The following is a 25574-nucleotide window of genomic DNA, read 5'->3' as shown; positions in this document are numbered from 1 at the left end:
GAGAACTGCCATGAAACGTTTGATCTTAACGGCGTGCTCGGTGGCCCTTGCGTCCGCAGCTTCCGCGCAAGTCCCGGTCATCGACGCTGCAAATCTTGAGATTGCGCAGAGAACGTCGAAAACCACAGACGACATTCTCGGCACCAACAAGGAAGTCCTGAAAACGGTGCAGGAGACCCTACAGGCGGTAACCGGCGATCGCGGTAGCGACGCCAATCAGATGCAGAATCTTGCCGTCGGCAATGGCTTCAGCGTCTCTCAAATGCCGTCCTTCGATAGCCTGATGTCTGGCGGCGTTCCGAACTTCGGAAGCATGGGCGGCGATGTTGCCAAGGTCGCAACGACCTTCATCAACGGCCTGCAACTGGTGAAGAACCTGTCCGGGCAGGCGGGCAGCTCCTTTTCGGGCGACAAATCTTACGAAGAGATGGTGAACACCGTTCTCGGTGTCGCGGCGCTCGTTACCGGATCGCAACAGGCAGTTCAAACGCGCCGCACCTCTTTCGAGCAGGCGGGGGCAAACATCGGCCAGGCCAAGGACATCAAGGGCTCGATCGATCAGAACACACAGCTTCAGGTTCAGGCAGGCCTGACCATCAACGAGCTGATCGGCGTCATGAACGGCGCCGTGTCTTCGCTTCAGGCCGATAACCAGCGGCGCCTGACGGACATTTCCAACTCGAAGAAGGCGCTCACCTACAGTGACCAGTAAAAACACCACGACCGCAAAGGTTCTGTTTCTCGTCCTGATCGCGGCCGGCCTGGCCGGCTGCGGTACAGCGGCGAAGGAGAAGACCGCCCCCTGCAAGAGACCTGCCAACCTGACGTCTTACGTTCCGGATCCTCGCCAAGAATGCGGCCCGATGATGAGCGTCAACGGTGACGCAGCGGCCGCCTTCGCTGCGATTGAGGCGACGGCGGCTGAATAAGGACAATTTGCAACGATGCACGATTTTCTAGGCGATCTGCTGGACAGAATTGAACAGACCGGCGCGAATTTTTCTTCCCGGGCCTACGGGATTGTCGGTGATGAGATCGTGCCGCTGCTCACCATCATGTTCATTGCATATGTGGGCTACTACGGCCTCCAGCTTTTCATGGGAACGGCTCGCGTCAGCGTCAGCGAGATCATTGGTCGCGTCGCCCGGATGTTGATCATTCTGGCGCTGGTCAGAGAGTGGGACTACTTCAACACTCTTTTCTATTCTTGGCTGAATAACACGCCAGAGGACGTCGGCCGGGCGATCCTTACCGCCACCGGGACAGGCATCACAGAGCCGACAAACGGCCTATCGATGATCTGGAAAACGGCGAATAATGCCGCTTCCGCGTTTGCTGAGCAGTCCGGGTATCTAACAATTCTCCCCTCCATGGTCGGTTTTCTGATCATGTTTGCAGTTGGGGTTTTCATTGCTGTGGCGCTGGCGATTCTGTTGCTTGCCAAGGTGATGATGTGGGTACTGATTGGAACTGCTCCAATCTTCATCGGCTGCATGCTCTTCGATCAAACGAGAGGCTTGGGCGTCGCCTGGTTCCAACAGGTGCTGATGTATGCCCTCATCCCTCTGTTCGTTTATGTCGTGGCCGCATTTCTGATCTCGGCCATGGATCCGGAATTGACGAAAGTTGCGAGCGCTGCGAGCCAGCGGCGGCTTCAGCTTAGCGATGTTGCTGCCTTCCTGCTACTGTGCGCTGCAGGCGCATTTGTCCTCTTCAACATTCAGGTACTCGCGCAAGGCATCACCGGTGGCGTGGCCGCCGGTATCGGGAATTTCGCACGTGCCGTTGGCCGATGGGCAGGCGTATCGGCACCAATATCCGCGCTGTCAGGCGGACAACGTCTGGCGGGGTCAATTGGCAACGCCGGGATGCAAGCCAGGGCACGCACACAGGAAGGCATGAGAACCAATATTCGCAACGCCGCTGCTGAGGCGATGCAGAACCGCATTAGCAGCAACAGCATGCCTCGCTGAGACGCGAATTTAAGAGCTAGATGTAAGGGCTAGAACGAATGGCAGAAACGAATGACGCAGCTCTTCGGAGCTATTTTCAGGACGGCGACCGTTGGGAACAGGAGATCGTCAAAAAGGCCAAGCGATCGCGCTCGCTCGCATGGTTCGTCACCATGATTTCCAGCGCGATTACCCTGCTGTCACTGACAGCATTGGTGATGCTCGTCCCGCTGAAGAGTTTCGAGCCGTACATCGTCGAGGTCGATAAGAACACCGGCTATATGGAGGTGAAGACCGGCCTAACCAGGTCTGCCAAGCTGACCGATCAACAGGCGGTCACGCAGGCAAACGTCGTGCGCTATATCCGATCACGCGAAGGTTACGATCCCTTTGCTATTGAGCAGAATTTCGGCATTGCCGCCCTACTCTCCACTGACGATGCGGCCCGCGAGCTGCAGGAGCTTTACAGCGCGGCAAATCCCAACAATCCCGCAAAAGTCCTCGGCAAGAACAATAAGGTCACGGTCGACATCAAGTCCGTCACCTTCTCCAATGCGAGCACGGCGCTGGTCCGTTTTTCGACGACCGAAAAATCGGACACGGATTCGATCGTCCGTCACTACATTTCGGTCGTTCGCTATCGCTATACGGACACGCCGGCGACCAACGAATGGCGTTTTGAGAATCCCTTGGGCTTCCAGGTCTACAACTACCGTCGCGATCAAGAAACGGTTACGCCGGGATCTGAGGAATGATCAAACGCCTCCTGCTTTCCGCGGCCTGCGCGGTCGCGATGGTGACTCACGCCCATGCTGCGCAGGCACCTCGCCCAGGCAGCCTCGATTCGCGCGTGACCAGCGTCGTCTATCAGTCCAATAACGTGGTGAAGGTCTCTGCCACCTACGGCATCTCCACCATGATCATCTTTGATGAGGACGAAAAGTTCGAAACGATCTCACTTGGTGACACCGACAGTTGGCAGGTTGCCCCTTCCGAGAAAGGCAACATTCTGTTCGTGAAGCCGATCGCAAAGAACGTCGCCACCAACATGAATGTTGTGACCAGCAAGAGGATCTATTTCCTCGAGCTTAATGACCATGCTCCGACCGTTGGCAAGCAGGTGTTCGGGATCCGTTTCATGTATCCAGAGAAGGATCTAAATGCCGCGCTCCGCAAGGAAGCCGAGTTCCGGGCGGCGAACCCGAACATGTCGAATCTCGATAAGGCGAACGTCAACATCGACTATTCGTTTTCCGGGGACCCGGCGTTGAAGCCCTTGGTGATCTTCGACGACGGGAAGAAGACCTTCTTCAAGTTCGGCAGCCGAGTCCCGGTGATTTTTGCCGTCCAGGCCGACTTCTCCGAGACGCTGCGCAATTTCCGAAAGGAGGGCGAATACATCGTCGTCGATGGTGTCGCGATGCAATACACTCTGCGTGAGGGCAATCAATGGACCTGCATCTTTAACCTTCGCAAGCCCGACTTCGGCGCTCCGGATCCTGCCATTCTCGGTCCGGCTCCTGACACCAAGGCGACGAAACGTAGGAGGAGCGGCAACTAATGAAGCGCAGCCCTGAACTTGAGGCCATGACGGCGGCCGATGAAACGGCCGTCAGCAACAGGAACACTGGACGGAATCAAACCATCGGCATGGCTGCCCTACTCCTGGGGGGCGCCGTCGCCGCCTATTTCGTGCTTGCCACGGCCGGAGAAAAGCCGCGTGACGTCGCCGATAGCGACGAAGAGTTTCAGACGACGACCTTTCGGCCGCCGGCCTTCGTCCGTGAACAGGAAGAGCCGAAGCCGGAGATAGAACCAGCAGTAATTCACCTGCCGCCACCTCCTGAGCCGATTCAAGAAACACCCGTCGATACGACCCAATTCGATGTCCCGCCTCCGCCAGAGATCATCGAGACAACGCCTGAGGCTGCGCCCGTCGAAGAGTTTCCCGAACGCTATAAGTCGGGCCTGATCTCGCTTGATCAGAAAGGGAATGGCGACGGCAACGGGGGTTTTCCAGGCGAGGACGATTCCGGGCTCAGCGTTGCTGGCGAAGACCGCAACAGCAAGTACCTGGCCGCGGCCTCGAGTCTCGCCGATCGGAGCGCAAAGGCGCGGCAGATCGAACGCATCGACGCCATGATACCGGAAGGAACGTTGATCCCCGGTATCCTCGAGACCGCGATCAACAGCGATCTCCCCGGCCAGATTCGTGCGATCACGTCGCAGGACGTCTATTCCTTCGACGGGAGGCGCGTCCTCATCCCGACCGGAACGCGCCTCATTGGCGAATACCAGTCCGAGGTCACCCGCGGTCAAAAGCGGAACTTCGTTATTTGGACCCGCCTCATTCGCGATGATGGCGTGTCGGTTCGCCTCAACTCCATCGGCACGGACAGCTTGGGGCGCTCGGGCTTGACCGGTCATGTCGATAACAAGTGGCGCGAGCGGTTCGGCTCCGCAATCATGCTTTCGGTCGTCGGCGCAGGTGCCAGCTTCCTGACCGGCTATGGAAGCGACGAGGCGTTTGGCGACAACAACAGCGAGGCACAACGTGGCGAGGAGCTCGCCCGCGAAACCATCGCCGAGACGTTCTCGGATATGGCGAACCAAGCCTTGAGCGAAAACCTGCGCATTCCTCCCACCATCAGCGTTAGCCAAGGCGAGCGGATCTTTGTCTACGTACGCCAGGACCTCGATTTCAGCGCCATGTATGACGACCCGGTCACCGAAGCGATGAAGGAGATTCAACGTGAACGTCGCCGCAGGTAACACCACTACGATCAGACGCGATCCCCATTATTTCCTCAACCGCGCTCTCGAACCGATCAGGGAGTTTCTTGACGATCCCAGGGTGGTGGAAATCGCGGTCAACAAACCAGGCCATATCTATGTGGAGCGGTTTGGCGCCGATTATATGGAGCATCATCTAATCGACGCCCTGACGGGCGATGAAATCCAGAACATCGGCGAGCGTGTTGCGGCTGCGACGCACCAGTTTATCAGCCGCTCCAAGCCGATTTTGAGTGCCGCGCTTCCAACCGGCGAGCGCATACAGATTGTTCTGCCGCCGGCGGCGCCAGAAGGTGGCTCGATTTCAATCCGCAAGCAGGTGGTCAATAACTTCACGCTCGAGGAGTATCGCGACACCGGAGCACTCGATAAGGTCTCTGTAGCCGTCGGCGGCCTCAGCGACATCGATCGTGAGCTGATAGGGCATCTGCGGGCCAATCGGATTTACGATTTCATCCACACCGCCATCACCAAACGGGTCTCTATCCTGATCAGTGGCGGCACTTCCTCCGGTAAAACGACCTTCCTCAATGCCTGCCTGAAGAGCGTCGATCCGCATGAGCGGATTATCACGCTCGAGGACACGCGAGAGCTCTTCCCGCCGCAAACAAATGCCGTTCACCTGATCGCGTCGAAGGGCGAACAGGGCACAGCAGACGTAACAATTCAAAGCCTGCTCGAGTCATCGCTGCGCATGCGGCCGGATCGCCTGTTCGTCGGTGAAATTCGAGGCGCGGAGGCTTTTTCCTTCCTCCGCGCAATCAACACCGGCCACCCTGGCAGCATGTCGACGGTTCACGCCGATACGCCGATGGGCGCTTATGAACAGCTCGCCATGATGATGCAGCAAGCCGGCATGTCGGCGGGTTTTTCGAAGCAGGATCTGATGTCCTATATCCAGATGGTCATCCCGATCGTCATCCAGCTCCGCTGCGAAGGCGGCAAGCGCGGGGTCTCTGAGATCTTCTTCGCCCGGGATGAGTCATGACGAAGCAGCTCCAGGCTTTCTACCTCCTCTTTTGCGTCGGGATAGCGTTCGTTGTCTGGATGCTCGGGTACGGCCTGGGGCTTCAGCTCTTCTATAAGGACGGTCGGATCCTCGAAACGACGATCACGAGCAATCCCTTCGCTCCGATTCAACAGCTCTGGCACTACAAAACGAGCCCTGCCCTGCAGAAGGTCGCTTTTGGTTCCATGGTGCCGGCGCTGCTGATGGCGGGCCTTGTCGCCTACGTCGGACTGAAACCGACGAGCAGCCCATTGGGGGATGCTGCGTTTCAGGACATAGCTTCGCTACGGCGCGGGAAGTGGTTCCGCAAACAGGGACACATCTTCGGCCGGATCGGGCGGAACATTCTTCGCACCAAGGACGATCGGCATCATCTAATCATCGGCCCGACGCGCTCCGGTAAAGGCGCGGGCTATGTGATCCCTAATGCGCTGATGCATGAAGGCTCGATGATCGTCACCGACCTCAAGGGCGAAGTGTTCAAGGCGACGGCGGGTTATCGCCGCCAGAACGGCAGCCAGGTTTTCCTATTTGCGCCCGGCTCCGAAAAGACCAACAGCTATAATCCGCTGGACTTTATCCGGCCCGAGCGCGGCAGTCGTACGACCGACATTCAAAACATCGCCAGCATTCTTGTGCCCGAGAACACGGAATCGGAAAATTCCGTCTGGCAAGCAACCGCCCAACAGGTCCTTGCCGGGGTGATCAGCTACATCACGGAAAGCACCTTCTACAAGGACCGGCGCAACCTCGCCGAGGTCAATTCCTTTTTTAACAGTGGCGTCGATCTCCAGGCGCTCATGAAATACATCAAAGAGAAGGAGCTCTACCTTTCGAAGTTCACCGTCGAGAGCTTCAATTCCTACATCGCCCTATCGGAACGCGCCGCCGCGTCTGCTCTCTTGGACATTCAAAAGGCGATGCGGCCTTTCAAGAACGAGCGGATCGTTGCCGCGACCAACGTCACTGACATGGATCTTCGGGCAATGAAGCGCCGGCCGATCTCGATTTACCTGGCGCCGAACATCACCGACATCACCCTGCTGCGCCCCCTCCTGACCCTGTTCGTGCAGCAGGTGATGGATATTCTCACGCTCGAGCACGATCCCAATTCCCTCCCCGTCTACTTCTTGCTCGACGAGTTCCGACAGTTGAAGCGGATGGACGAAATCATGACCAAGCTGCCCTATGTGGCTGGCTATAACATCAAGCTCGCCTTCATCATTCAGGATCTGAAGAACCTCGACGAGATCTATGGCGAAACGTCCCGGCATTCCCTGCTCGGCAATTGTGGCTATCAGCTCGTCCTCGGCGCTAACGATCAGGCCACAGCCGAGTACGCATCCCGCGCGCTCGGAAAGCGCACGATCCGTTACCAGTCAGAATCCCGCACGATCGAACTGATGGGCCTCCCGCGCCGCACGAAGGTAGAGCAGATTCGCGAACGCGATCTGATGATGCCGCAGGAGGTCCGGCAAATGCCGGAAAACAAGATGATCCTGCTCATCGAAGGACAACGGCCGATCTTTGGTGAAAAGCTTCGCTTCTTCCAAACACAGCCCTTCAAATCAGCCGAGGCGTTTTCTCAGGCCAACATTCCGCAAGTGCCGGAAGTCGATTATTTGTCACCGAAACCCGTTCCGGCGACAACTCCGGAATATGCCAAGGGGGGAGATCCTTCCGTCGAAATTGCCGCGCCGGCGCCAGTAACGGAGGAGAAGCCTTTGACGGCCGCCGCGGCGGAGGCGGCTCCGGTCAAGGCAGAACCTGCGGCAGCCCCGAAAGCTGCAGCACCTGCCAAACGCACCGTCAATAAAAAGGCGCTGCGCCCGAAGCCCATGGCGACTGCTGCAAAAACGGGTGGTGCGGAAGCATCTGCAAGCCTTTATGCAATGGAAGCCCGGATAAAGGCCATCGAGGAGGGCCTCATACCAAAGGCCGCGCAGCTCAAGGAAGTGGTCGAGACGAAAGCCGAGAAGCTTGGCGACAAGTCTCCGACCAAGCGCCGCAACATCGTGGACATCTTCAGCGCAACCGTGCCTGATCCCGTCGAGGTTGGCGTTGCGGCCGAATAGCTTGCGGAGACCGCTTCCGACCCAAAGCTGCCGCTCGTAAACGCGCAGCGGAATTTCTGGTGCTTAGCCCCTAGCTGTCATTCCCCATGGTAGCACGCCAGATTGCCCGCTGTGGGAGAGCGGTCCATGCCCCGTCACTTTGACCAGTGCCTGTGCCTCGTGCGATCGAGCATCGCCTTGCCGGAAGTGTTGATGTTTGGCTCCAGCCCGTGCTCTCCGCACGATCGACACAATGACACATTCGTGATGCGTTTGCTGCGAAAGGAAATCGGCACCGGGGAGAATGACTCGATCGGTCCCAATCTACGATCCCTGGATGCGTGCCGTGACGACTCTTGTCGGCACCACCTCTGGAGCGCGTCGCTTTTCGCCCTGTCCTGCCGAGATAACGTGCCGCATGCGAGCGGGCTGTTCGAACTTCTTCGGCGCACATCAGATGACCCGGGAACCGGGCCACCTGATGTGTAGCCAATTAGACCGTATCGTGGGTCAATCGTTCGACGACCTCAGGCTTTCCGATCGCCCTTGCCGCACCGGCGACCGCTGCGACGAGAATCAGGGAAGGTAGGATGGTGGCGAGCGGGCGGACGCGCCAGTCAGAATGTCAAATCCAGAGACGCCGAAGTAGCCGACGAGCGCGAAGCCGATTGCGGCGTCATCGGTTCGCCCGGTTCCAGATCAGGATTCCTCCCGAAGAAGACGATCACCGCGATGCAAACCAGCGTCATTAAGGAGATCACGCAGATCACGGCGATGGTCGCGATCCATGCGAACAGAGTAAGGAGCGGATCCATGCCCAGCACGGCAAAGGTGCTGATGACGTTGACGGCAATGACCGTCTGGACGATCGTTCCGGTCGGCCTCTGGTATACCGGATGTGTTTCCCAGCCACTCCGGCATCATTTCTTCCTTGCCAAGGAAGTAGAAGTAGCGCGCCACGTGATTGTGGAATGCCAGGAGGCAGGCGAAGACGCTGTTGACGAACAGATCGGCCAGTTGCTGAAGCGTACCGACGATCGTCTCGGTACCGGAGGCCTCAACGATCCAGATTGCACTATGCCGATGAAGTAGCCGAAGGTGAAAACGAAGGTCACGCCGAGAGCCACGCCGCTGGGCATTTCAGCCAAGGACAACGGAGCAAGGGTGAGCCCGTTCGGCACGCCCTGGTACACGATCAGCAGATCGAGGATCAGGACCACCCCGAATTCTGCAAGCATGAGCAGACCGAGCACCTTGGCGGAGAATTCCACCCTGCGATACGCCAGCAGCGCCTATGAGCAGCGATGCCCCGATGCTGTAGAACCACCAAGGGAGATCGAGCCCGTTCGATGTCTTCACGAGATCCGCGGTCACCGGTCCGAACATACCCGACATGCCGATCTGCATGCAATAGTAGCCGAGCAGAGCAACCAGTGCGCCGGTGCTCGCTTTTTGACGCCGTCAGGCATTCGTCTTCCTGGACTTGCGGAATCTCGAGACGACGACGGCCTGCCGAAGACGAGCGCCAGGCCGTTCATTCAGCTTGCATTTAAGGATGGAGGCGGACCGATCAGGTGCGCAGCGATTCGAGGTTCTCGAACAGCGACAGAGCCTCGGGGTTTGCCAGGGCATCTTTGTTCTTGACCGGCCTCCCGTGCACCGTTTCCCGGACGGCCAATTCGACGATCTTTCCGGATTTGGTACGGGGAATGTCCGCCACTGCTAATATCTTCGCCGGGACATGCCGTGGCGAAGCCCCTGTCCTGATGCGTGTCCTGATCGCCTGTTCAAGATCTGCATCGAGGTGAATGCCTTCCGCCAGGCGGACGAAAAGGACGACGCGAACGTCGCCGTCCCACTCCTGGCCAATGCAAAGGGCCTCGACGACCTCGTCCATCCTCTCGACCTGGTTGTAGATCTCCGCTGTTCCAATGCGGACACCTCCCGGATTGAGCGTGGCGTCCGAGCGACCGTGTATCACGATACCGTCGTGCTCGGTCCACTCCGCGAAATCCCCGTGGCACCAGACGTTGTTGAAGCGGCCGAAGTAGGCCGCGCCGTACTTCTCGCCGCCCGGATCGTTCCAGAACATGATCGGCATCGATGGGAACGCCTTGGTGCAGACGAGTTCTCCCTTCCGCTGGCGGACGGGGTATCCAGTATCGTCCCACACATCGACGGCCATACCGAGGCCTGGCCCCTGGATCTCCCCCGACCAGACCGGCTTCAGCGGATTGCCGAGGACGAAGCAGGACACGATGTCCGTGCCACCGGATATCGAGGCGAGTTGAACGTCCCCTTTGATCGCCTCGTAGACGAATGCGAAGCCTTCCGGCGACAGCGGCGACCCGGTGGACGCCAAGAGACGCATGGCCGAGAGGTCATGCGTTTCGCCCGGCCTGTAGCCGCTCTTTCGCACCGCGTCGATGTACTTGGCCGAGGTGCCAAAGACGGAAAACCGTTCCTGCTCGGCATAGTCGAAAAGCACGCCCGGGCCCGGATAGAACGGCGATCCGTCGTATAGGCAAAGCGTAGCGCCAAGCGCGAGCCCGCTGGCCAGCCAGTTCCACATCATCCATCCGCATGTCGTGAAGTAGAACAGGCGGTCCCCATCGCCCACTCCGCAGTGGAACCTATGCTCCTTGAGGTGTTGCAACAGCGTGCCGCCGACGGAATGCACGATGCATTTCGGCGCGCCTGTCGTGCCCGATGAGAAGAGGATGTACAGGGGGTGCGAGAACGGCACCCTGTCGAAGTCGATGGCCCGCGGCTGGAATTCGCGGATGAGTCCCGCGAGCGTAACCGCTCCCGGGATGGAAGCCGCCAAGGTTTCGGCGTCGCCCGCATACGGCACGATGACGAGGGGTACTTGCATGCTGGCCGCCACTTCCCTGACCTTGTCGCCGACGCCCTGTTTCTTTCCGTTGTACCAGTAGCCGTCGCACGCAACGAACAGCTTCGGCTCCACCTGTGCGAAGCGGTCGAGGACCCCGCTCACGCCGAAGTCCGGGGAGCATGAAGCCCAGACTGCACCCTGCGACGCCGTGGCAAGCATCAGAGCGATGGTCTCCGGCAGGTTCGGGAGCATAGCCACGACCCGGTCGCCGCGGCCAACGCCCAGGATGCTCAGCGCCTGCTGCATCCTCGACACCAACCCATGCAGCTCGTCCCACGTGACGCTGTAGCCGACCCTGTCCTCGCCATGGAAGATCAATGCAGGTCCGGGTCCCCGCTTGCGCAGGAGGTTCTCCGCGAAGTTGAGTTTTGCTCCGGGAAAGAAGCGGGCTCGCCGCATGTCATCGCCGTCAACCAGAACCTCGGTTCCTCTTTCGCCGATGACGTCGCATTCATCCCAGACCTCGGACCAGAACTCGCGCATGTTGCTGACGGACCAGGCGTGGAAGTCGCCATAGTCGTCAAAGATGCGCCCGGATCTCTCGCTGCAGCGTTTCATGAACAGTGCCATCGGGCTGTGCTCGAGGGCATAGGACGTGGGCGTCCACAATGGCTTGAGTGGATTCATGGCGTTTCGACTACTCGTTTGGTCAGGCTGGTTTCACGGCGTCCGGGTGAGCGGCAGCGAACGCGGGCAGTGCTCGGCATCGTTCGGCAATCGCCGACACCCGAGGCATACTGGCAAGCTCCACGCCCCACCGCTCGGCATTGTAGACTTGGGGCACGAGGCATACGTCGGCCATCGTCGGACCATCTCCGTGACAGTAGGCAGCGGTTGACGGGTGGTCCAGCATCCGCTCGAATGCATGCAGTCCCTCGCCTATGAACTTCCGCATCCACGCGCCACGCGCCTCCTCGCCGGCCCCTGTGATCTGCATCACGTGGGCTGCGACCCCCATGTTGCAGATGGGATGGATGTCCATGGCGATCGCATGGGAGAGCGCGCGGACACGATGCCTTCCCAAGGGAGCGGCCGGGAGGAGCAGTTCCGAGCGTTGCGTCTCGGCAAGGTACTCGATGATGGCGAGCGACTGCGTCAACATGACTTCGCCGACCCCCAGCACCGGCACCAGACCTTGCGGATTGCGCTGGAGGTGCGCCTCGCTCCTGTGGGAGTGGTCGAGGAGGTTCACGGAGACCGAGCTGTGCGGGAGACCGAGAAGGTTGAGGGCGATCCGAACCCTGTAGCTCGCCGACGACCGCCAGTAGTCGTAGAGGACGATTTCACTCATCGACATTCCTGCTCCGGGCGGCCGCTTCCAGCGCCTGCGTGAGAACCGTCCGGTCTCCGATGTGGTTGGCAAGGAGCAGAATGAGGCGAGCGTTGAACGCGTCGCTCTCCGCCTTGGCCCGCCCTTCGTGCGCAGCGAGGAGCTCGGCGTAGAAATCATCCGGGTCCGGAATGTTTGGATTGACGATCAGTTCTGCCACCTTCACCTCCCGACAGCCCTGAGGACAGCGGATCGAACCGCTTCCCGATCAAACGAGCGCCACCGACCGACAACGTGCTGGTCGGGGCGCAGCAGGTACACGGCGCTGTCGGCGGAGCCGAGCCAGCGTGTCCGCAGCTCCTCCAGGCCAGTGGCGGTCAGCGCCACGCGTTCAATACCGATGCCTTCGATTTCTAGGTGCTCCGGCACGTCGCAGTCGATGGTCAGCAGTTGGAACCCTCCACCGAGGCGGTCGAGCAGCCAGCCGCCGGAAACGGGGGCGTCGCTGGCGGGCGCGCCGGGCCGCGTCCGCGAAGGCATGTCCTCGCAATCGGGTCCGTTTAGCGGTGATCCGTCATGCACGCTCGGCAAAGACAGCCTGCCGGAATTCACCATGGGGCGTGTCGCGGGGAAATGCTCGGAGAGGTTCAGCACGGCATCCCGGAACAGACGGCTCGTCTCCGACTTCGGCGTGATGAAATCGGTCGATCTGCTCGAATGCAGAATGTTCTCGTCCGCCGCCTGCCTGCGCTCGAGGTCGTAGCTGTCGAGCAATGATTCCGGAGCTTTGCGCTGCAAGACGAGCGCGAGCTTCCAGGCGAGATTGTCCGCATCCTGGATTCCGGAATTGGCACCACGCGCGCCGAACGGCGATACCTGATGAGCGCTGTCGCCGGCGAAGATCACCCGATCGTGCCTGAAGTTCTCCATCCGGCGGCACTGGAACGTATAGATGGAAACCCATTCCAGTTCGAACCTCGCGTCCTCGCCCAGAAACGCCTTCAGTCGCGAGATCACCCGCTCCGGCTTCGATTCCTCGCTCTTGTCGATGTTCCAGCCGAGCTGAAGGTCCACCCGCCAGACGTTGTCCGGCTGCTTGTGCAGCAGCGCGGACTGGCCGCGGTTGAAGGGGGGATCGAACCAGAATCGCCGCTCCACCGGGAACTCGACACCGCCTTCCATCACAATGTCGGCGATCAGAAAGTTGTCCTCGAAGACGCGCCCGACGAAATCCAGTCCAAGCGCACGCCGCACGGGCGAGTTCGCTCCGTCACAAGCCACGAGCCAGTCGGCCTCGATTTCATACGGCCCTTCGGGTGTGTCGACCGTGAGCTGCACGCCGTCGACGGTCCGCCGGACCGCCGTCACCTTGTTGTTGCCGCGGAGGTCGATGGCGTTGCCTTCCTCCTCGAGAGCACGGAGGCGTGCCACCAGCTCATGCTCGAGATAGTACTGCTGGAGATTGATGAACGCGGGACGCTTGTGCCCGCTCTCAGGCAGCAGGTTGAATTCGAAGACCTGGCGTTCGTCGAAGTAGACCTTGCCAAGGCTCCATTGTACGCCCCTTTCGACCATCGGATCCGCGCAACCCAGCCGGTCCATTATCTCCAGGGTGCGTTTGGCGAAGCATATCGCCCGCGACCCGAAACTGACCTTGTCGTTGTCGTCGAGCACGACGACCGGCACCCCCTGGCTGGTCAGGTCGATAGCCAGCGCGAGCCCGACCGGACCCGCGCCTACAACCACCACCGGGTGACGCACCGCCCTGACCGTGTCCTGGTCCTTCGACCGTCGATATGGATAGAGGGGCGCTTCAAAAATTCTGCTCATTTCTGCCTCCCAATCCCCCTGTCTTTAGCCCTGCAGGGCATCCCACATCTCGCGGTCGCGCTCGGCGGTCCAGATTCTCGGCGTGTCGATCCCGAGAGCCTCGTCGTAGGCTCTGGCGACATTGAACGGCAGGCAATGCTCGTAGATGGCATAGGTCGAGTACTTGGGGTCGCATTCGGCGCGGCAAGCATCCCAGGCCTGCTTCAGCGTGCCCCCGCCCAATGCCACACGCGCAACGGGACGGTAAGTTGAGCGGACGAAGTCGGCCGTGCTGTCGAGCGCCTTCCGGACCAAGTCCCTGCCCTGCAAAGCGTCCCCACGACCGGGTGCGATGGCGTCGACGTCGAATGCCCGAATCGCTTCGATTGTGGCGGGCCAGTCATTGAAGTGGGCGTCCCCGCAATAGCAGGCCGAGTGATACTCGACGATATCGCCTGTAAACATCACGCTTTGATCCGGCACATGTGCGACGATGTCGCCGGCCGTGTGCGCGCGGCCAAGATGCATGAGGTCGACGCGGCGCCCGCCCATAAACACCGTCATGCGATCCTTGAAGGTCATGGTTGGCCAGGTCAGCCCAGGAATGCTCTCGTGACCCTGGAACAGTCTAGGGAAGCGCTGGAATTCAGACTCCCAGTCCTGCTGGCCGCGTTCCACGACCATGGCCCTCGCCTTGTCGGACATGAAGACCTGCTGAGCTCCGTAGGCCGACGCCCCGAGAACGCGGACTGCGTGATAGTGCGTCAGAACCACGTACTTGATCGGCTTGTCGGTGACGGTGCGAACCTTCTCGACCACCTTGTTCGCAAGTCGGGGGGTGGCTTGCGCGTCCACGATCATCACTCCGTCGTCGCCGATGATAACCCCGGTGTTGGGATCACCCTCCGCAGTGAATGCCCAGAGGTCACGGCCGACCTCGGTGAACGAGATCTTCTTTTCAGCCAGGTCGCCCTGCGATGCGAATGCCTTTGCCACTTGCTAGTCTCCTTATTCTGTTTGGTCGCGCGGCCGGAAAGGATCAGGCCGCCTCGTATCTTTCGACTGCTTGCTCGATCGCGCCGAAGATCGATCGTCCCGACTGGTCCTTCATCTCGATACGGACGCTGTCGCCGAACCTCATGAACGGCGTTCTCGGCGAGCCGGTCTCGATCGTCTCGATCATTCGAATCTCGGCGATGCACGAGTAGCCGTCTCCGCCGTCCGCGATCGATTTTCCCGGCTCCCCGTCGAGCTTGTTCGAGACCGTCCCTGAACCGATGATGGATCCGGCGACCAGCGGCCGCGTCTTGGCGGCATGCGCGATCAACTCTCCGAAGTCGAATGTCATGTCCCGACCCGCGTTCGCCCTGCCGAATGGCTGGCCGTTGAGGCTGACGAGCAGCGGCAGGTGCACCTTGCCGCCGTCCCATGCGTCGCCGAGCTCGTCCGGCGACACCGCGACCGGTGAGAACGCCGAGGACGGCTTTGACTGGAAGAAGCCGAAACCCTTGGCAAGTTCGCCTGGGATCAGGCCCCGTAGTGAGACATCGTTGACGAGCATCACCAGGCGGATTGCCTCGCGCGCCTGGTCGGGGGTCGCTCCCATGGGCACGTCGTCGACGATGACTGCGACTTCTGCTTCCATGTCGATGCCGTAGGCCTCGTCCGCCATCCGGATCGGATCACGCGGCGCGAGAAAGCTATCCGATCCTCCCTGATACATCAGCGGATCGGTCCAAAACGACGCGGGCAACTCGGCATTGCGGGCTTTGCGCACCAGTTCGACATGGTTCACGTATGCCGATCCGTCGGCCCACTGGTATGCGCGGGGCAGCGGCGAAGCCACCTCATGCTCGTGGAACCGCATGAAGGGCTGAGACCCGTTCTCGAGTCCTTCCGCAACACGAGCCAACCGTGGGCTCGCATGCCCCCAATCGTCGAGCGCCGCTTGGAGCGTGCGCGCGATATGCCCGACCTCCGAGCAGCGCGTCAGGTCCTTCGAGACGACAACGAGTTTGCCGTCTCGGGTCGAGTCCTTGAGTGTTGCGAGTTTCATTGTCTTTCCAATCCCAGCTTCATTTCACCCCGGCGGTTCCGTCGAACTTCCGCTCCAGGCCATCCCAGCATTCGAGGTAGTTGTCCTGCAGCGTCTCGAGCTCTGCCGCATATCTGGTCAGTTGCTGAGGAAAACGCGTCTCGAACATGAAGGCCATCGTGTGGTCCAGCTTGACGGGCTTCAGGTCGCCGCTGGACGCCTTTTCGAAACCTGACGCATCGGGCCCGTGCGGCAGCATCATGTTGTGAAGGCTCATCCCACCCGGAACGAACCCCTCCTCCTTCGCATCGTACTGGCCATGAATGAGGCCCATGAACTCGCTCATGATGTTGCGGTGGTACCAGGGTGGCCTGAATGTGTGTTCGGCCACCATCCAGCGCGGCGGGAAGATCACGAAGTCGACGTTGGCTGTGCCCACCTCTTCCGTCGGCGCGGTCAGCACGGTGAAGATAGATGGATCCGGGTGATCGAAGAGGATCGCGCCGACCGGGGAAAAGGTCCGCAGATCATATTTGAACGGCGCGTAGTTGCCGTGCCACGCGACCACGTCGAGGGGCGAGTGGCCGATTTCGGTCACGAAGAATTTCCCGCACCACTTCACGTGCACCCTGCAGGGAGTCTCCTTGTCCTCAAACGCGGCAACGGGCGTCTTGAAGTCCCGAGGATTGGCCAGGCAGTTCGCGCCGATCGGTCCGCGGTCCGGCAGCGTGAACTTCGCCCCGTAGTTTTCGCAGATGTAGCCGCGCCAGACGTCCGCGTTGCCAACGCGCAGGACCTTGAACATCATACCACGCGGGACGAGGCAGATCTCCGAGGGCTCCACGTCCATGATCCCCATCTCGGTGAATACCCTGAGCGTTCCCACCTGGGGCACGATGAGCAGTTCACCGTCGGAGTTGAAAAAGTAGTCATCGACCATATCCTCGTTGAACACGTAGGCGTGCGCGGCCATGCCGACCTGGGTCATCACATCGCCGGCGGCGGTCATGGTCCGCACACCTTCCAGGAAGTTCAATGCCTCTTCGGGAGCGGGGATCGGATCCCAGCGAAGCTGGCCCAGCGGCAGAGAGTGTTCGTCGAGGCAAGGCGCGGACTTCCACATAGGATAGCTGGCGTTCGAAAAGCGACGCGTGTGGCGCACGCTTGGCCGAATTCTGTAGAGCCAGGAACGTTCGTTCGTGCCACGCGGCGCGGTGAACGGTGAGCCTGAAAGCTGCTCGGCATAGAGACCGTAGTTGCACTTCTGCGGACTGTTCTGTCCCTGAGGCAGAGCGCCGGGCAGCGACTCCGTCTCGAAGTCATTTCCGAAACCCGGCATGTATTGGAGGCTGTTCTGGCTTGCTGCACTCGACATCTGTTGCAACTCCTTTTGCGCGACGTTAGATTTCGTTGCGCTCGTAACTGTCACAGTTGTAACCATCAAGGCTGGTCAATGGAGAAATTTTTCGATCTGGATCGCTTCCTGCCTTTCAGGCTCAATCGGGCCGCGGAGGCGGTGAGCCTTCGTTTCGCCGAGCACTACAAGCGGATGCACGGAATGACACGTCCTGAGTGGCGGACGCTGGCTGCCTTGGGTGCCTACAAGAGTCTGACGGCAACGCAGATCGGCGGGCACTCCGGCATGCACAAGACGAAGGTGAGCCGCGCCGTATTCGCTCTCGAAAAGCGCCGTTGGTTGAGGAGGCGGGAGGACGCCTCGGATCGCAGGATCGAACATCTCGAACTGACGGCATTGGGAATGCGGACCTACCAGGAGCTTTCGTCCGCCGCCCTCGAATATCAGGCAGAGCTTCAGCGGGCGATGGGCCCTGAGTTGATGTCGGCGATCGAACTCGGGCTCGCGGCGATCGAAAGCCGCTTTGTCGACCCATCGGCCCTTGCAGGAGGTTCGCCGTGACATCCAACAATGCCGATTTCACGCGCTGTCGCATCTAATCCTGCCCCCTGCGAAGCGAACTTCGGCGAGTTCCGCCAGCACCCGTTCTAACGGCTGCAATTCGTCCTCGCGCCGGATCTCGGCATCGAGAAAGCGCAACAGCGCCCGCTCATGGTCGCGGAGAATGCGCAACGTGTTCCGATCCTCGGCCGGACCTGCATCATGCAGCCGATCGAAGCGCTCCACGAAGGGAACGACCACGTCGCGAAGCCGAGCCAGAAAGGCGTCCCAGTCGGCATCGCCGAGATCGTCGAAAAGCTGATGAGTCAGGGCTTCGACGCGCTCCGTCGGTTCGGGCTCCACGCGGTGTCGCGCCAGGACGCCTTCCAGGAGGTCGCCGACGCTCGCCTCGAGGCGCGCAAGCTCATGGAGCTTGCTCGAATGTTCAGGATAACGGTCGCAAAGTCTTCGAAAGAGAAGGTCGCCGACCATTTCTCCGAAGTGAGCCGCCCTCAACTCCTCGAGATATGCCGAGTTCACCGGGTCCAATGCGATCTCCTTCCTAGACGAACAGCTTCGGCGTCTCGCGCCGGAAGATCCTGTTCTCCGGTTCGGTGCCAAGAAATTCCCTGGCAGCCTTGTGTCCTGAGAACACCGCCGCCTGGATGATGCCCGGGGCGACGGCATCCCCGATGACAGTGCAGCCGACGGAGCCGGACTTCCTGATTGCTTCCCCAAGCGCATCGTTCGGCAGCCTTGCGGTCACCGTGAGAAGGTTGTCGGCCCTAATGGGCTGAAGCTCCTGGTACGTGTCACTGCGTTTGATGCGGAGAACGCCGTTCTCCCAGCCGGTGGCCGTGGTGTTCGGGTACATCTTCACGCCGGCTTCCATCAGCGCCGCAACGACGCGCGGCTGCTCCAGCGTGTAGCCCATCCACCCCGCGATAGATGGCAGCGGACAGACGAGATGCACTTCGGACCCGAGCGCGGCGAGGTGCTCGGCGAGGGCATTGCCCATGTAGTAGTGATCGTCGTCATAGACGACCACCGATCCGGCAATGATCCCTCCGTCGAGGATGTGGTCCGGCGTCAGGGCGTTGCCGCGGAATCCCTGGATAGCGGTGTAGCGGCTGCGGCCGAGTCCATCATCCCTCCAGTGGGAGCCCGTCGCGACGAAAACGTGGTCGGCTCCGAAATCGGCTACGTCGTCAGCCGTTACCTCGCTCTCGGGGTAGAGAACGACGTTCGCCATCTGCTGCAATTGATAGAGACGGTAATCGCGCACCCGGCTCCATGCGGAGAGGCCTTTTAGACGGCATTCCTTTGACACGCGTCCGCCTAGCTCGGTTGACTTGTCCGCTACGGTAACCTGGTGCCCGGCGCGCGCGAGCGTGAAGGCGCACTCTAGTCCCGCTGGACCTGACCCCACGACGAGGAGGTTTTTCGGCTCCGGCGCGGCTGGAATTCGCTCCGGATGCCACCCACGACGCCACTCCTCGCTCATCGTCGGGTTCTGGGTACAGCGCAGGGGGATCGAATAGGCATCCGATGCAACGCAGATGTTGCAGCCGATGCATTCGCGTATCTCGTCGACTCGACCTTCCTTGATCTTGTTCGGAAGGAACGGATCCGCGATCGATGGACGTGCACCTCCGATCAGGTCGAGCACGCCCCGCCGGATCTGGCTCACCATTGCATCAGGCGACGTGAAGCGGCCGACGCCGACGACCGGCTTGCTGGTCACGGTCTTGACGAAGCTGGTGAACTCTTCCTGCGCGCCTTCCGGGTCGAAGCGCGACGTCCCAGAGTCGCGGCTCCAGCCGGACACGTTGACGTCCCAAAGGTCTGGGAGCTCGGCGAGGCGCTCGACAACGTCCCTCCCCTCACCCGTGCTCAGGATCGCCTTGGGGCCGGATAGCTCATGGACCGCGAACCGGATCGCCACGGCGATCTCGTCCCGCGCTTCCTCCTTGGTCTCTTCCAGCACCTCACGGAGCAAGCGGACGCGGTTCTCGAAATTTCCTCCGTACTCATCCGTCCGGAAGTTGTAGGCGGGTGTCAGGAAATGCCACAGAACAGATGCGTCGTGAGCCGCGTAGACGTAAACGATGTCGTAGCCTGCCTGCTTGGCCCGCTGCACGGCGGCGCGGTAGCTCCTGCGAAGCGACCGGATGTCCTCCTTGTCCATTGCCTTCGCTTGGACGGGAACCTCGGGCTTCAGGACGGGAAGACTTGAGGGTCCGAGTACGGGGTAGCCGTTGGCAAGCCCCCGCGATCGCATGCCGCTGTGGCCGATCTCGATCGCTGACAGAGCTCCGTGCTCCCGAATTCTCGCAGTCAGTCTTGCGTGGCTGGCGATATCGGTCTCATCCCAGAACTTTTCGATAGGCAGGTTCGATATATCCGAGGAGGGATCAATCTCGGCAAGCTGCATCGCGACGGTGCCCCAGCCGCCCTCCGCCTTCATGGCACGCATGGCTATCGACCCGTTGGGCATCAGGGGCGAATGCCCCGTCGCGTGGGGCACTGCGAAGAAGCGGTTGGGCGCTGTGACCGGTCCGATCTTCACGGGTTCGAAGAGAACGCTGTAGCGTGGATCCAATGTCATGGCGGCTGACCTCACACGGCTTTCCGGATGATTCCGCGGCGCACCCAGTCATCGAAGATCTTGAGAACGGTTTCGGTGAACGCCGGGTCGTTAATGTGCGCATCGATCTCGGTCAGCTCCACCGGGGCGCGGATTGCGCTCCGCATCTCGTCGAGGAAGGCGGTCAGCCCTTCGGGATCGTGTGCCGGCTGCCCTTCCCTGTCCCACTCCTCGATGCCCTGGTTCGGCAGGATGACGTGGACCGGAGCTTTCGCCTGGGAGAGGCGCTTCCCGATTTCCCTGGCCGTTTCCCTCCGTTCTTCCGCAGTGAGTGCCGCGGAGGCGATCAGCCTGTTGTGGGCGTGGTACGGGCGATCTGCAAACCGTGCCGGAATTTCCTGCCAGCTCGCGAAGTCGATTAGATCGACGCAGCCGGGGGCGACGAGTTGGGGAACGCCCTTCTGTCCTGCCGAGAGCAGACGGTTCTTTCCGCCGTTTATCACCGAACCGACCAGGAGGTTCCCGAGCTCGGGGAGCGCGAAGTCCATGACCGCCGCGAAGTAGCCCTCAGCGGCCAGCTTCTCGAAGGCCATGCCGCCCATGCCTGTGGCGTGGAACACCGCCACCTCGAAGCCGCGCTCCTCCAGGGGGCCCTTCAGGGTCATCATGTAGGAAAGGCAGGAGCTTCCCAGGCTCATCATTCCGATCACCGGGCGGCTCCGGGCCGGAGGCTCCGCCGCCCGCGCCGCTCCGAGAACCGCTCCCGCGGCTTGGCTCAACGAGGATTTGCAGATCGAGTTCAGCCCGTAGAGGCCTCCGGCCCACAGGATCATCTGGATGTCAGGCGAGAGGCGGTCCGCCGAAATGAGCGGCGAGAACGATACCGTCGAAATGACGTATTTCGGGACGCCCAGCGGCAGCGCCTGTGCGCAGTCCAGCGCAAGGTCCGTGCCCATCGTGCCCCCCATGGCGATCAGGCCATCGATTCTGCCTTCGGCATGCAGCCTCGCCGTCAGCACGGACGCTCCCGCCGCCATGATCTGCATCGCGCTGTTTTCGTCGCCGGAATTGATCACTTCCTCGATCGTCGAGCCCGCCGCAGCCGCGACGTCGTGCTTCGTGAAGTCGACCGGACCAACGGCGTCGCCGAGGACGCTGACGTCCATTGTCAGCACGGCTCCGCCTTGGCTGCGGATGCACTCCTCCAGATACCGCAGCTCGTCGGACTTCGTGTCGTATGTTCCGACTATCAGTATGGTCTTGTCAGTCATGATTTTGTTCCCACTCATTTTATTGTGCTTGTGTGATCAAGCGCGCATCCGCTCGCCCTTCGGATCGTAGAAGGGCTGCAGTTGCACCGTCAGCGGACACATTTCTCCGGCGATCTGGACCTCGAAACCGCCCTCGTCCAACCACGCCTTCGTGACGCCGTCGGCACGATGCAGGCTGGCAAGGCCGACCATTCGTTCGAGCCTGAAGCCCCAACCTCCCGAGGTGACATGGCCCACGAGTTCGCCATCGCGCCAGACCGGCTCGTTGTGAATGAGGTAGGGACCCTCCAGCGCGGACGCGCTCTCGACCGACACGCAGACCGTCCTGAACTTGGTTGCGGGCCCCTGCGCTTTCTGCGCCTCAAGAACTTCCCGCCCGAGGAATTGTTCTTTGCTCAGATCGACCGCGAATCCGAGACCGGTTTCGAAAGGTGTGTCATCCTCGCCGATGTCGTGGCCGAAGTGTCGGAACGCCTTCTCGAGGCGGCAACTGTTCATCGCGAACATACCGATGTGCCGCAGATTATGAGGCTTTCCGGCCACGAGCAGAGCCTCGTACACTCCGGCGGTGAATTCCGTCGGTATCAGCAGCTCGTAGCCGAGCTCGCCAAGGAAGGAGCGGCGGATGACCCAGGCGCGCGCATAGGCAAGGTCAAGCTCGCGCGCGGCCCCGAACGGAAACGCCTCGTTGGACACATCATCGGTCGTGATTGATCCGATTACCGCCCGTGCCTTGGGTCCGTGAACGGTCAGCAACGAGTATGAAGACGTCGCGTCGAAGACTTCGAACCTCCAGGACGGATCCGCATGCGCTTCGAGCCACGCGCGGTCGCGAATCTGGCTGGGGTGGCCCGTGACGATCAGGAATCTGTCCTCGGCGAAGCGCGTCACCGTGACATCTGCTTCGATGCCGCCGCGAGGATTCAAGAACTGGGTGTAGACAGAGGTCCCCGTGGGCACGTCCATCTGCGCGCCGCAGACCATGTTTAGCGCTTTGGCGGTGTCGGGTCCCTGCACGAGAATCTTGCCGTACATCGACTGATCGAGCAGGACCGCGTCGTCGCGGGCCGCAATGCATTCGTCGGCTACTATCGGGGACCATTCCTGCCATCCCAGCGAGGGCTTCGTCGGCCATCCGGCGCCGGCGGGATCGAAGTACATTGGCACTTCCCACCCGATGCGCTCGGCGAATACCGCACCGGCCGATGCAAGTCGGTCGTGCATAGGAACCCTGCGGATGCCTCGCGCTGTCTCGATCTGACGGCCGGGCCAATGGATGCCGTAGTGGAAACCGACGGACTCGCCGACCCTATCTCCGTTGTATGCGGAGTTGGACTGGAAGGGATGAGCGCGACAAGCCAGCATCGAGTTCATGCTGCGGCTCGGGTAACCATCGACCAGCCATTCCGCCATTGTCAGTCCAACGCCACCCGAATTCAGGATGCCGTTGGAATTCATGCCGGCCGCAATGAATAGCCCTCGCTTTTCGGGAGCGGGTCCGAGATAAGGCCGTCCGTCCGGCGTGAAACTCTCTGGGCCATTGAAAAACGTCTTGATGCCCATCTCGGCAAGTGCCGGCATGCGCGCGAAGATGGTTTCGAGTATCGGTTCGTTGTGTTCCATGTCGAATGGAAGTTCGTCGAACTCGAAACTGTCGGGAATGCCCTCTCTGGCCCAGGCTTTGCCACGTGCTTCAAAGCCACCGATCAGCAGTTTTCCCGCGTCTTCCTTCCAGTATGTCCGTTCTTCGCCGACGACAAGGCAGGGTAACGTGCGCGGTAGGTCAGCGACCGGTTGAGTGACGATATAAAAATGTTCCGCAGCATGAAGAGGCACGGTCACGCCATGTGCCTTCGCAAAGCGGCTTGTCCACATTCCGCCCGCAAGCAGGACCTTTTCAGTGGCGATGACACCTTGATCGGTTTCGACGCCGATCACCCGGCCGTTTTTCGTCAGTATCCTGGTTGCCGAAGTGTTCTCGAACACCAGGGCGCCCTTCTGCTTCGCACCCTTTGCCATGGCTTGCGTGACATCCAGCGGATTGACTTGTCCGTTAGATGGAACGAAGAAGCCGCCGAGCACGCCCTCATAGTTTATGAGCGGCCACTGCTCCTTCAGAGCATCGACAGACAGCATGTGGCTCTCGATCTCCATCCGGCGGGCGTGGTCGTGATTGCGTTGAAGCTGCTCCAGCCGGATGCCGGAAAGCGCCAGATGCATGGTTCCGTTCTGCTTATAGCCGGTCGCCTGCCCGGTTTCCGCCTCGAGCTCGGTGAACAGGCGCGCCGTATACTTGGAGAGGTTGGTCTGGGCGCTCGACTCCCTGAGTTGTCCAACAATGCCGGCAGCATGCCAGGTAGTGCCGCTGGCAAGTTGCTTCCGCTCCAGCAGCACAGCACCGCTGACGCCACGTCTTGCGAGGTGGTAGAGGGTCGAGACCCCGATGATTCCGCCGCCAATGACGACTACCGGCGCCTTTTCCGGAAGTGCTTTCTGTCGTGTGATGTCGCTCATCAAAGTTGAACCCATGCTGTCTTGAGATTGAGATATTTGTCCAGCGCGTGCGGCGACTTGTCGTGGCCGTTACCTGACTGCCCCACGCCGCCGAGCGGGACGGTGATGTCGGACCCGCCGTAAGTGTTGACGTGAACTACTCCTGCCCGGATCGCTCGCACCATCCGATGCGCGCGCGAAAGGTTCGCCGTCCAGACGCCGGAGGCGAGTCCATATGCGGTCGAGTTCGCGATCCGTATCGCGTCCGCCTCGTCTTCAAAGGGCGTGATAGCGAGGACAGGTCCGAACACCTCCTCCCGGAACAGGGTCATTTCCAGTGTGACGCCGTCGAACACCGTCGGAGACATGAAATAGCCGCCGGTCGCCTGAAGGATTCGATTTCCGCCGGCCCTGAGCTCTGCCCCTTGCGCCTGAGCGCGGGCGACATGCTCCAGGTTTTTCTTGAGCTGGTCCTCGCTGGCGATGGCCCCCGCTTCGGTCGTCAAGTCCAACGGATCGCCGACCTTTATTGTGCCAGCAATCGCGGAGACCTTTTCAGAGAACTCCTTGTGTATCGATCTTTCAACGAGCAGTCGTGACCCGGCGACGCACACCTGGCCAGAATTCCGGAAAATGCCGTAAGCGGCGGTCTTGGCCGCCTGATCCAGGTCCGGCGCGTCGGCGAACACGATGTTGGGCGACTTACCGCCAAGTTCGAGGTAGACCCGTTTCAGGTTCGACCGCGCGGAATATTCCAGCAGCCGCCTACCGACGCCGCCTGATCCAGTGAACGCGAGCACATCGATATCGGGGTGAAGACCGATTGCCTCACCCACCACCGACCCTTGGCCGGTGACTACGTTCAGCACACCGTCGGGAAGCCCGGCTTCGGAACAAAGCTCGGCGAGGCGGAGCAAGGAGAGCGATGCAACCTCCGCCGGCTTGACCACCACAGAGTTTCCGGCGGCGAGCGCTGGGGCGATCTTCCACGCTCCGATCATCAGCGGAAAGTTCCAGGGCACGATGACGCCCACAACACCCACCGGTTCGTGGTGGACGAGGCCGAGCACCGAATCCGGCGTCGGGGCGATCTCTCCATAGATCTTGTCGGCGAGTTCCGCGTAGTAGCGAAAGGTGTTCGCAGCACTCCCTGGCTCGGCCTTCAAGGCCATGGAGATTTCCGTGCCGTTGTCACGTACTCCGAGCACCGCAATTTCGAGCGCGTTCCCCTCGATGAGGTCCGCGATCCGGTGCATGACCTTCTTGCGTTCCCCCGGAGAGGCTTTCGACCAGCCTCCCTTGTCGAACGCCGCACGTGCAGCCGAGACCGCAATATCGACATCGGCGGCTTCGCCCTCGGCCAGCCTCGTCAGAGCCGCCCCATCGAGCGGCGAGACGACTTCCCGGCTGCCGCCTCTGATAGCGGGGCGGCGGCCACCGGCAATGAAGAGGGCCTGCTCCGGAACGGGAACGCCCCGGAGTTTGTCGATCTGTTCCTGCTTCATTTT

The 25574-nt window shown here is 60.7% G+C and carries 23 protein-coding genes; 10 read left to right on the top strand and 13 right to left on the bottom strand.

Going from position 1 to position 25574, the window contains the following annotated elements:
* The first annotated feature begins 10 nt into the window (after nucleotides 1-10).
* From NXT3_RS20005 to NXT3_RS19970, 8 genes are read left to right on the top strand one after another with little or no spacing between them, the layout of a single operon-like run.
* Nucleotides 11-712 carry a type IV secretion system protein gene (locus tag NXT3_RS20005; RefSeq protein WP_104840142.1) on the top strand — a complete coding sequence of 234 codons (702 nt, stop codon included), beginning with the start codon at nucleotides 11-13 and terminating at the stop codon, nucleotides 710-712.
* Entirely contained in the window at nucleotides 702-929 is a 228-nt protein-coding gene (locus tag NXT3_RS20000; RefSeq protein WP_011971091.1) for a hypothetical protein, read from the top strand. The genes NXT3_RS20005 and NXT3_RS20000 overlap by 11 nt, the downstream gene beginning before the upstream one ends.
* A 15-nt stretch (nucleotides 930-944) precedes the next feature.
* Entirely contained in the window at nucleotides 945-1973 is a 1029-nt protein-coding gene (locus tag NXT3_RS19995) for a TrbL/VirB6 family protein (RefSeq protein ID WP_104840141.1), read from the top strand.
* Nucleotides 1974-2011: 38 nt separating this feature from the next.
* On the top strand, nucleotides 2012-2707 hold the full coding sequence (locus NXT3_RS19990) for a VirB8 family type IV secretion system protein (RefSeq protein ID WP_104840140.1): 696 nt from the start codon (nucleotides 2012-2014) through the stop codon (nucleotides 2705-2707).
* Nucleotides 2704-3513, top strand: a complete 810-nt coding sequence (locus NXT3_RS19985) for a TrbG/VirB9 family P-type conjugative transfer protein (protein WP_104840139.1) — start codon at nucleotides 2704-2706, stop codon at nucleotides 3511-3513. The genes NXT3_RS19990 and NXT3_RS19985 overlap by 4 nt, the downstream gene beginning before the upstream one ends.
* The gene (virB10, locus tag NXT3_RS19980) at nucleotides 3513-4724 is read left to right on the top strand and encodes a type IV secretion system protein VirB10 (protein WP_104840138.1); all 1212 of its coding nucleotides are present in this window, start codon (nucleotides 3513-3515) and stop codon (nucleotides 4722-4724) included. The genes NXT3_RS19985 and virB10 overlap by 1 nt, the downstream gene beginning before the upstream one ends.
* Nucleotides 4705-5733, top strand: coding sequence for a P-type DNA transfer ATPase VirB11 (gene virB11, locus NXT3_RS19975; protein WP_104840137.1), 1029 nt, complete (start codon nucleotides 4705-4707; stop codon nucleotides 5731-5733). Before virB10 ends, virB11 begins: the two co-directional genes overlap by 20 nt.
* Nucleotides 5730-7829: a type IV secretory system conjugative DNA transfer family protein gene (locus tag NXT3_RS19970; RefSeq protein ID WP_104840136.1), complete on the top strand. Its 2100-nt coding sequence runs from the start codon at nucleotides 5730-5732 to the stop codon at nucleotides 7827-7829. The genes virB11 and NXT3_RS19970 overlap by 4 nt, the downstream gene beginning before the upstream one ends.
* A gap of 596 nt (nucleotides 7830-8425) precedes the next feature.
* On the opposite strand, the gene NXT3_RS19965 is transcribed toward NXT3_RS19970, so the two are convergent.
* Entirely contained in the window at nucleotides 8426-8623 is a 198-nt protein-coding gene (locus NXT3_RS19965; RefSeq protein WP_104840135.1) for a hypothetical protein, read from the bottom strand.
* On the opposite strand from NXT3_RS19965, the gene NXT3_RS19960 reads away from it, so the two are divergent.
* Complete coding sequence (locus NXT3_RS19960) at nucleotides 8622-8900, top strand: hypothetical protein (protein ID WP_104840134.1); 279 nt, start codon at nucleotides 8622-8624, stop codon at nucleotides 8898-8900. The genes NXT3_RS19965 and NXT3_RS19960 overlap by 2 nt on opposite strands.
* A gap of 478 nt (nucleotides 8901-9378) precedes the next feature.
* On the opposite strand, the gene NXT3_RS19950 is transcribed toward NXT3_RS19960, so the two are convergent.
* Genes NXT3_RS19950 through hmgA form a run of 7 tightly spaced genes read right to left on the bottom strand, consistent with a single transcriptional unit; the run spans nucleotide 9379 to nucleotide 17193 of the window.
* The gene (locus NXT3_RS19950) at nucleotides 9379-11331 is read right to left on the bottom strand and encodes an acetoacetate--CoA ligase (RefSeq protein ID WP_104840132.1); all 1953 of its coding nucleotides are present in this window, start codon (nucleotides 11329-11331) and stop codon (nucleotides 9379-9381) included.
* 22 nt (nucleotides 11332-11353) lie between these two features.
* Complete coding sequence (maiA, locus tag NXT3_RS19945; protein ID WP_104840131.1) at nucleotides 11354-11995, bottom strand: maleylacetoacetate isomerase; 642 nt, start codon at nucleotides 11993-11995, stop codon at nucleotides 11354-11356.
* Nucleotides 11988-12194, bottom strand: a complete 207-nt coding sequence (locus NXT3_RS19940; protein WP_104840328.1) for a DUF2783 domain-containing protein — start codon at nucleotides 12192-12194, stop codon at nucleotides 11988-11990. Before NXT3_RS19940 ends, maiA begins: the two co-directional genes overlap by 8 nt.
* A gap of 2 nt (nucleotides 12195-12196) precedes the next feature.
* Complete coding sequence (locus tag NXT3_RS19935) at nucleotides 12197-13804, bottom strand: FAD-dependent oxidoreductase (protein ID WP_104840130.1); 1608 nt, start codon at nucleotides 13802-13804, stop codon at nucleotides 12197-12199.
* Nucleotides 13805-13828: 24 nt separating this feature from the next.
* Nucleotides 13829-14779 carry an MBL fold metallo-hydrolase gene (locus NXT3_RS19930; protein WP_104840129.1) on the bottom strand — a complete coding sequence of 317 codons (951 nt, stop codon included), beginning with the start codon at nucleotides 14777-14779 and terminating at the stop codon, nucleotides 13829-13831.
* Between the two features lie 43 nt (nucleotides 14780-14822).
* Nucleotides 14823-15839, bottom strand: coding sequence for a fumarylacetoacetate hydrolase family protein (locus tag NXT3_RS19925; RefSeq protein ID WP_104840128.1), 1017 nt, complete (start codon nucleotides 15837-15839; stop codon nucleotides 14823-14825).
* 19 nt (nucleotides 15840-15858) lie between these two features.
* A complete protein-coding gene (hmgA, locus tag NXT3_RS19920) occupies nucleotides 15859-17193 on the bottom strand; it encodes a homogentisate 1,2-dioxygenase (RefSeq protein ID WP_104840127.1) in 1335 nt (444 codons plus the stop codon).
* A 78-nt stretch (nucleotides 17194-17271) separates the two neighbouring features.
* Between hmgA and NXT3_RS19915 the strand changes: the two genes are divergently transcribed.
* Complete coding sequence (locus tag NXT3_RS19915; RefSeq protein WP_104840126.1) at nucleotides 17272-17736, top strand: MarR family winged helix-turn-helix transcriptional regulator; 465 nt, start codon at nucleotides 17272-17274, stop codon at nucleotides 17734-17736.
* Nucleotides 17737-17754: 18 nt separating this feature from the next.
* Here NXT3_RS19915 and NXT3_RS19910 read toward each other — a convergent pair whose 3' ends face one another.
* From NXT3_RS19910 to NXT3_RS19890, 5 genes are read right to left on the bottom strand one after another with little or no spacing between them, the layout of a single operon-like run.
* Nucleotides 17755-18264: a hypothetical protein gene (locus NXT3_RS19910; RefSeq protein ID WP_158665370.1), complete on the bottom strand. Its 510-nt coding sequence runs from the start codon at nucleotides 18262-18264 to the stop codon at nucleotides 17755-17757.
* A gap of 13 nt (nucleotides 18265-18277) precedes the next feature.
* Nucleotides 18278-20323, bottom strand: coding sequence for an oxidoreductase (locus NXT3_RS19905; RefSeq protein ID WP_104840124.1), 2046 nt, complete (start codon nucleotides 20321-20323; stop codon nucleotides 18278-18280).
* Between the two features lie 11 nt (nucleotides 20324-20334).
* Nucleotides 20335-21573: a Tm-1-like ATP-binding domain-containing protein gene (locus NXT3_RS19900; protein WP_104840123.1), complete on the bottom strand. Its 1239-nt coding sequence runs from the start codon at nucleotides 21571-21573 to the stop codon at nucleotides 20335-20337.
* Nucleotides 21574-21609: 36 nt separating this feature from the next.
* A complete protein-coding gene (locus NXT3_RS19895) occupies nucleotides 21610-24087 on the bottom strand; it encodes an FAD-dependent oxidoreductase (protein WP_234828149.1) in 2478 nt (825 codons plus the stop codon).
* Nucleotides 24087-25571, bottom strand: coding sequence for an aldehyde dehydrogenase (locus NXT3_RS19890; RefSeq protein WP_104840122.1), 1485 nt, complete (start codon nucleotides 25569-25571; stop codon nucleotides 24087-24089). The genes NXT3_RS19895 and NXT3_RS19890 overlap by 1 nt, the downstream gene beginning before the upstream one ends.
* Nucleotides 25572-25574 lie beyond the last annotated feature (3 nt).

It is taken from the genome of Sinorhizobium fredii, from assembly GCF_002944405.1.
Classification (GTDB): Bacteria; Pseudomonadota; Alphaproteobacteria; order Rhizobiales; family Rhizobiaceae; genus Sinorhizobium; species Sinorhizobium fredii_C.
Note: the sequence above shows the minus strand (reverse complement) of the source record. Positions and strands in the feature narration are given on the sequence as shown.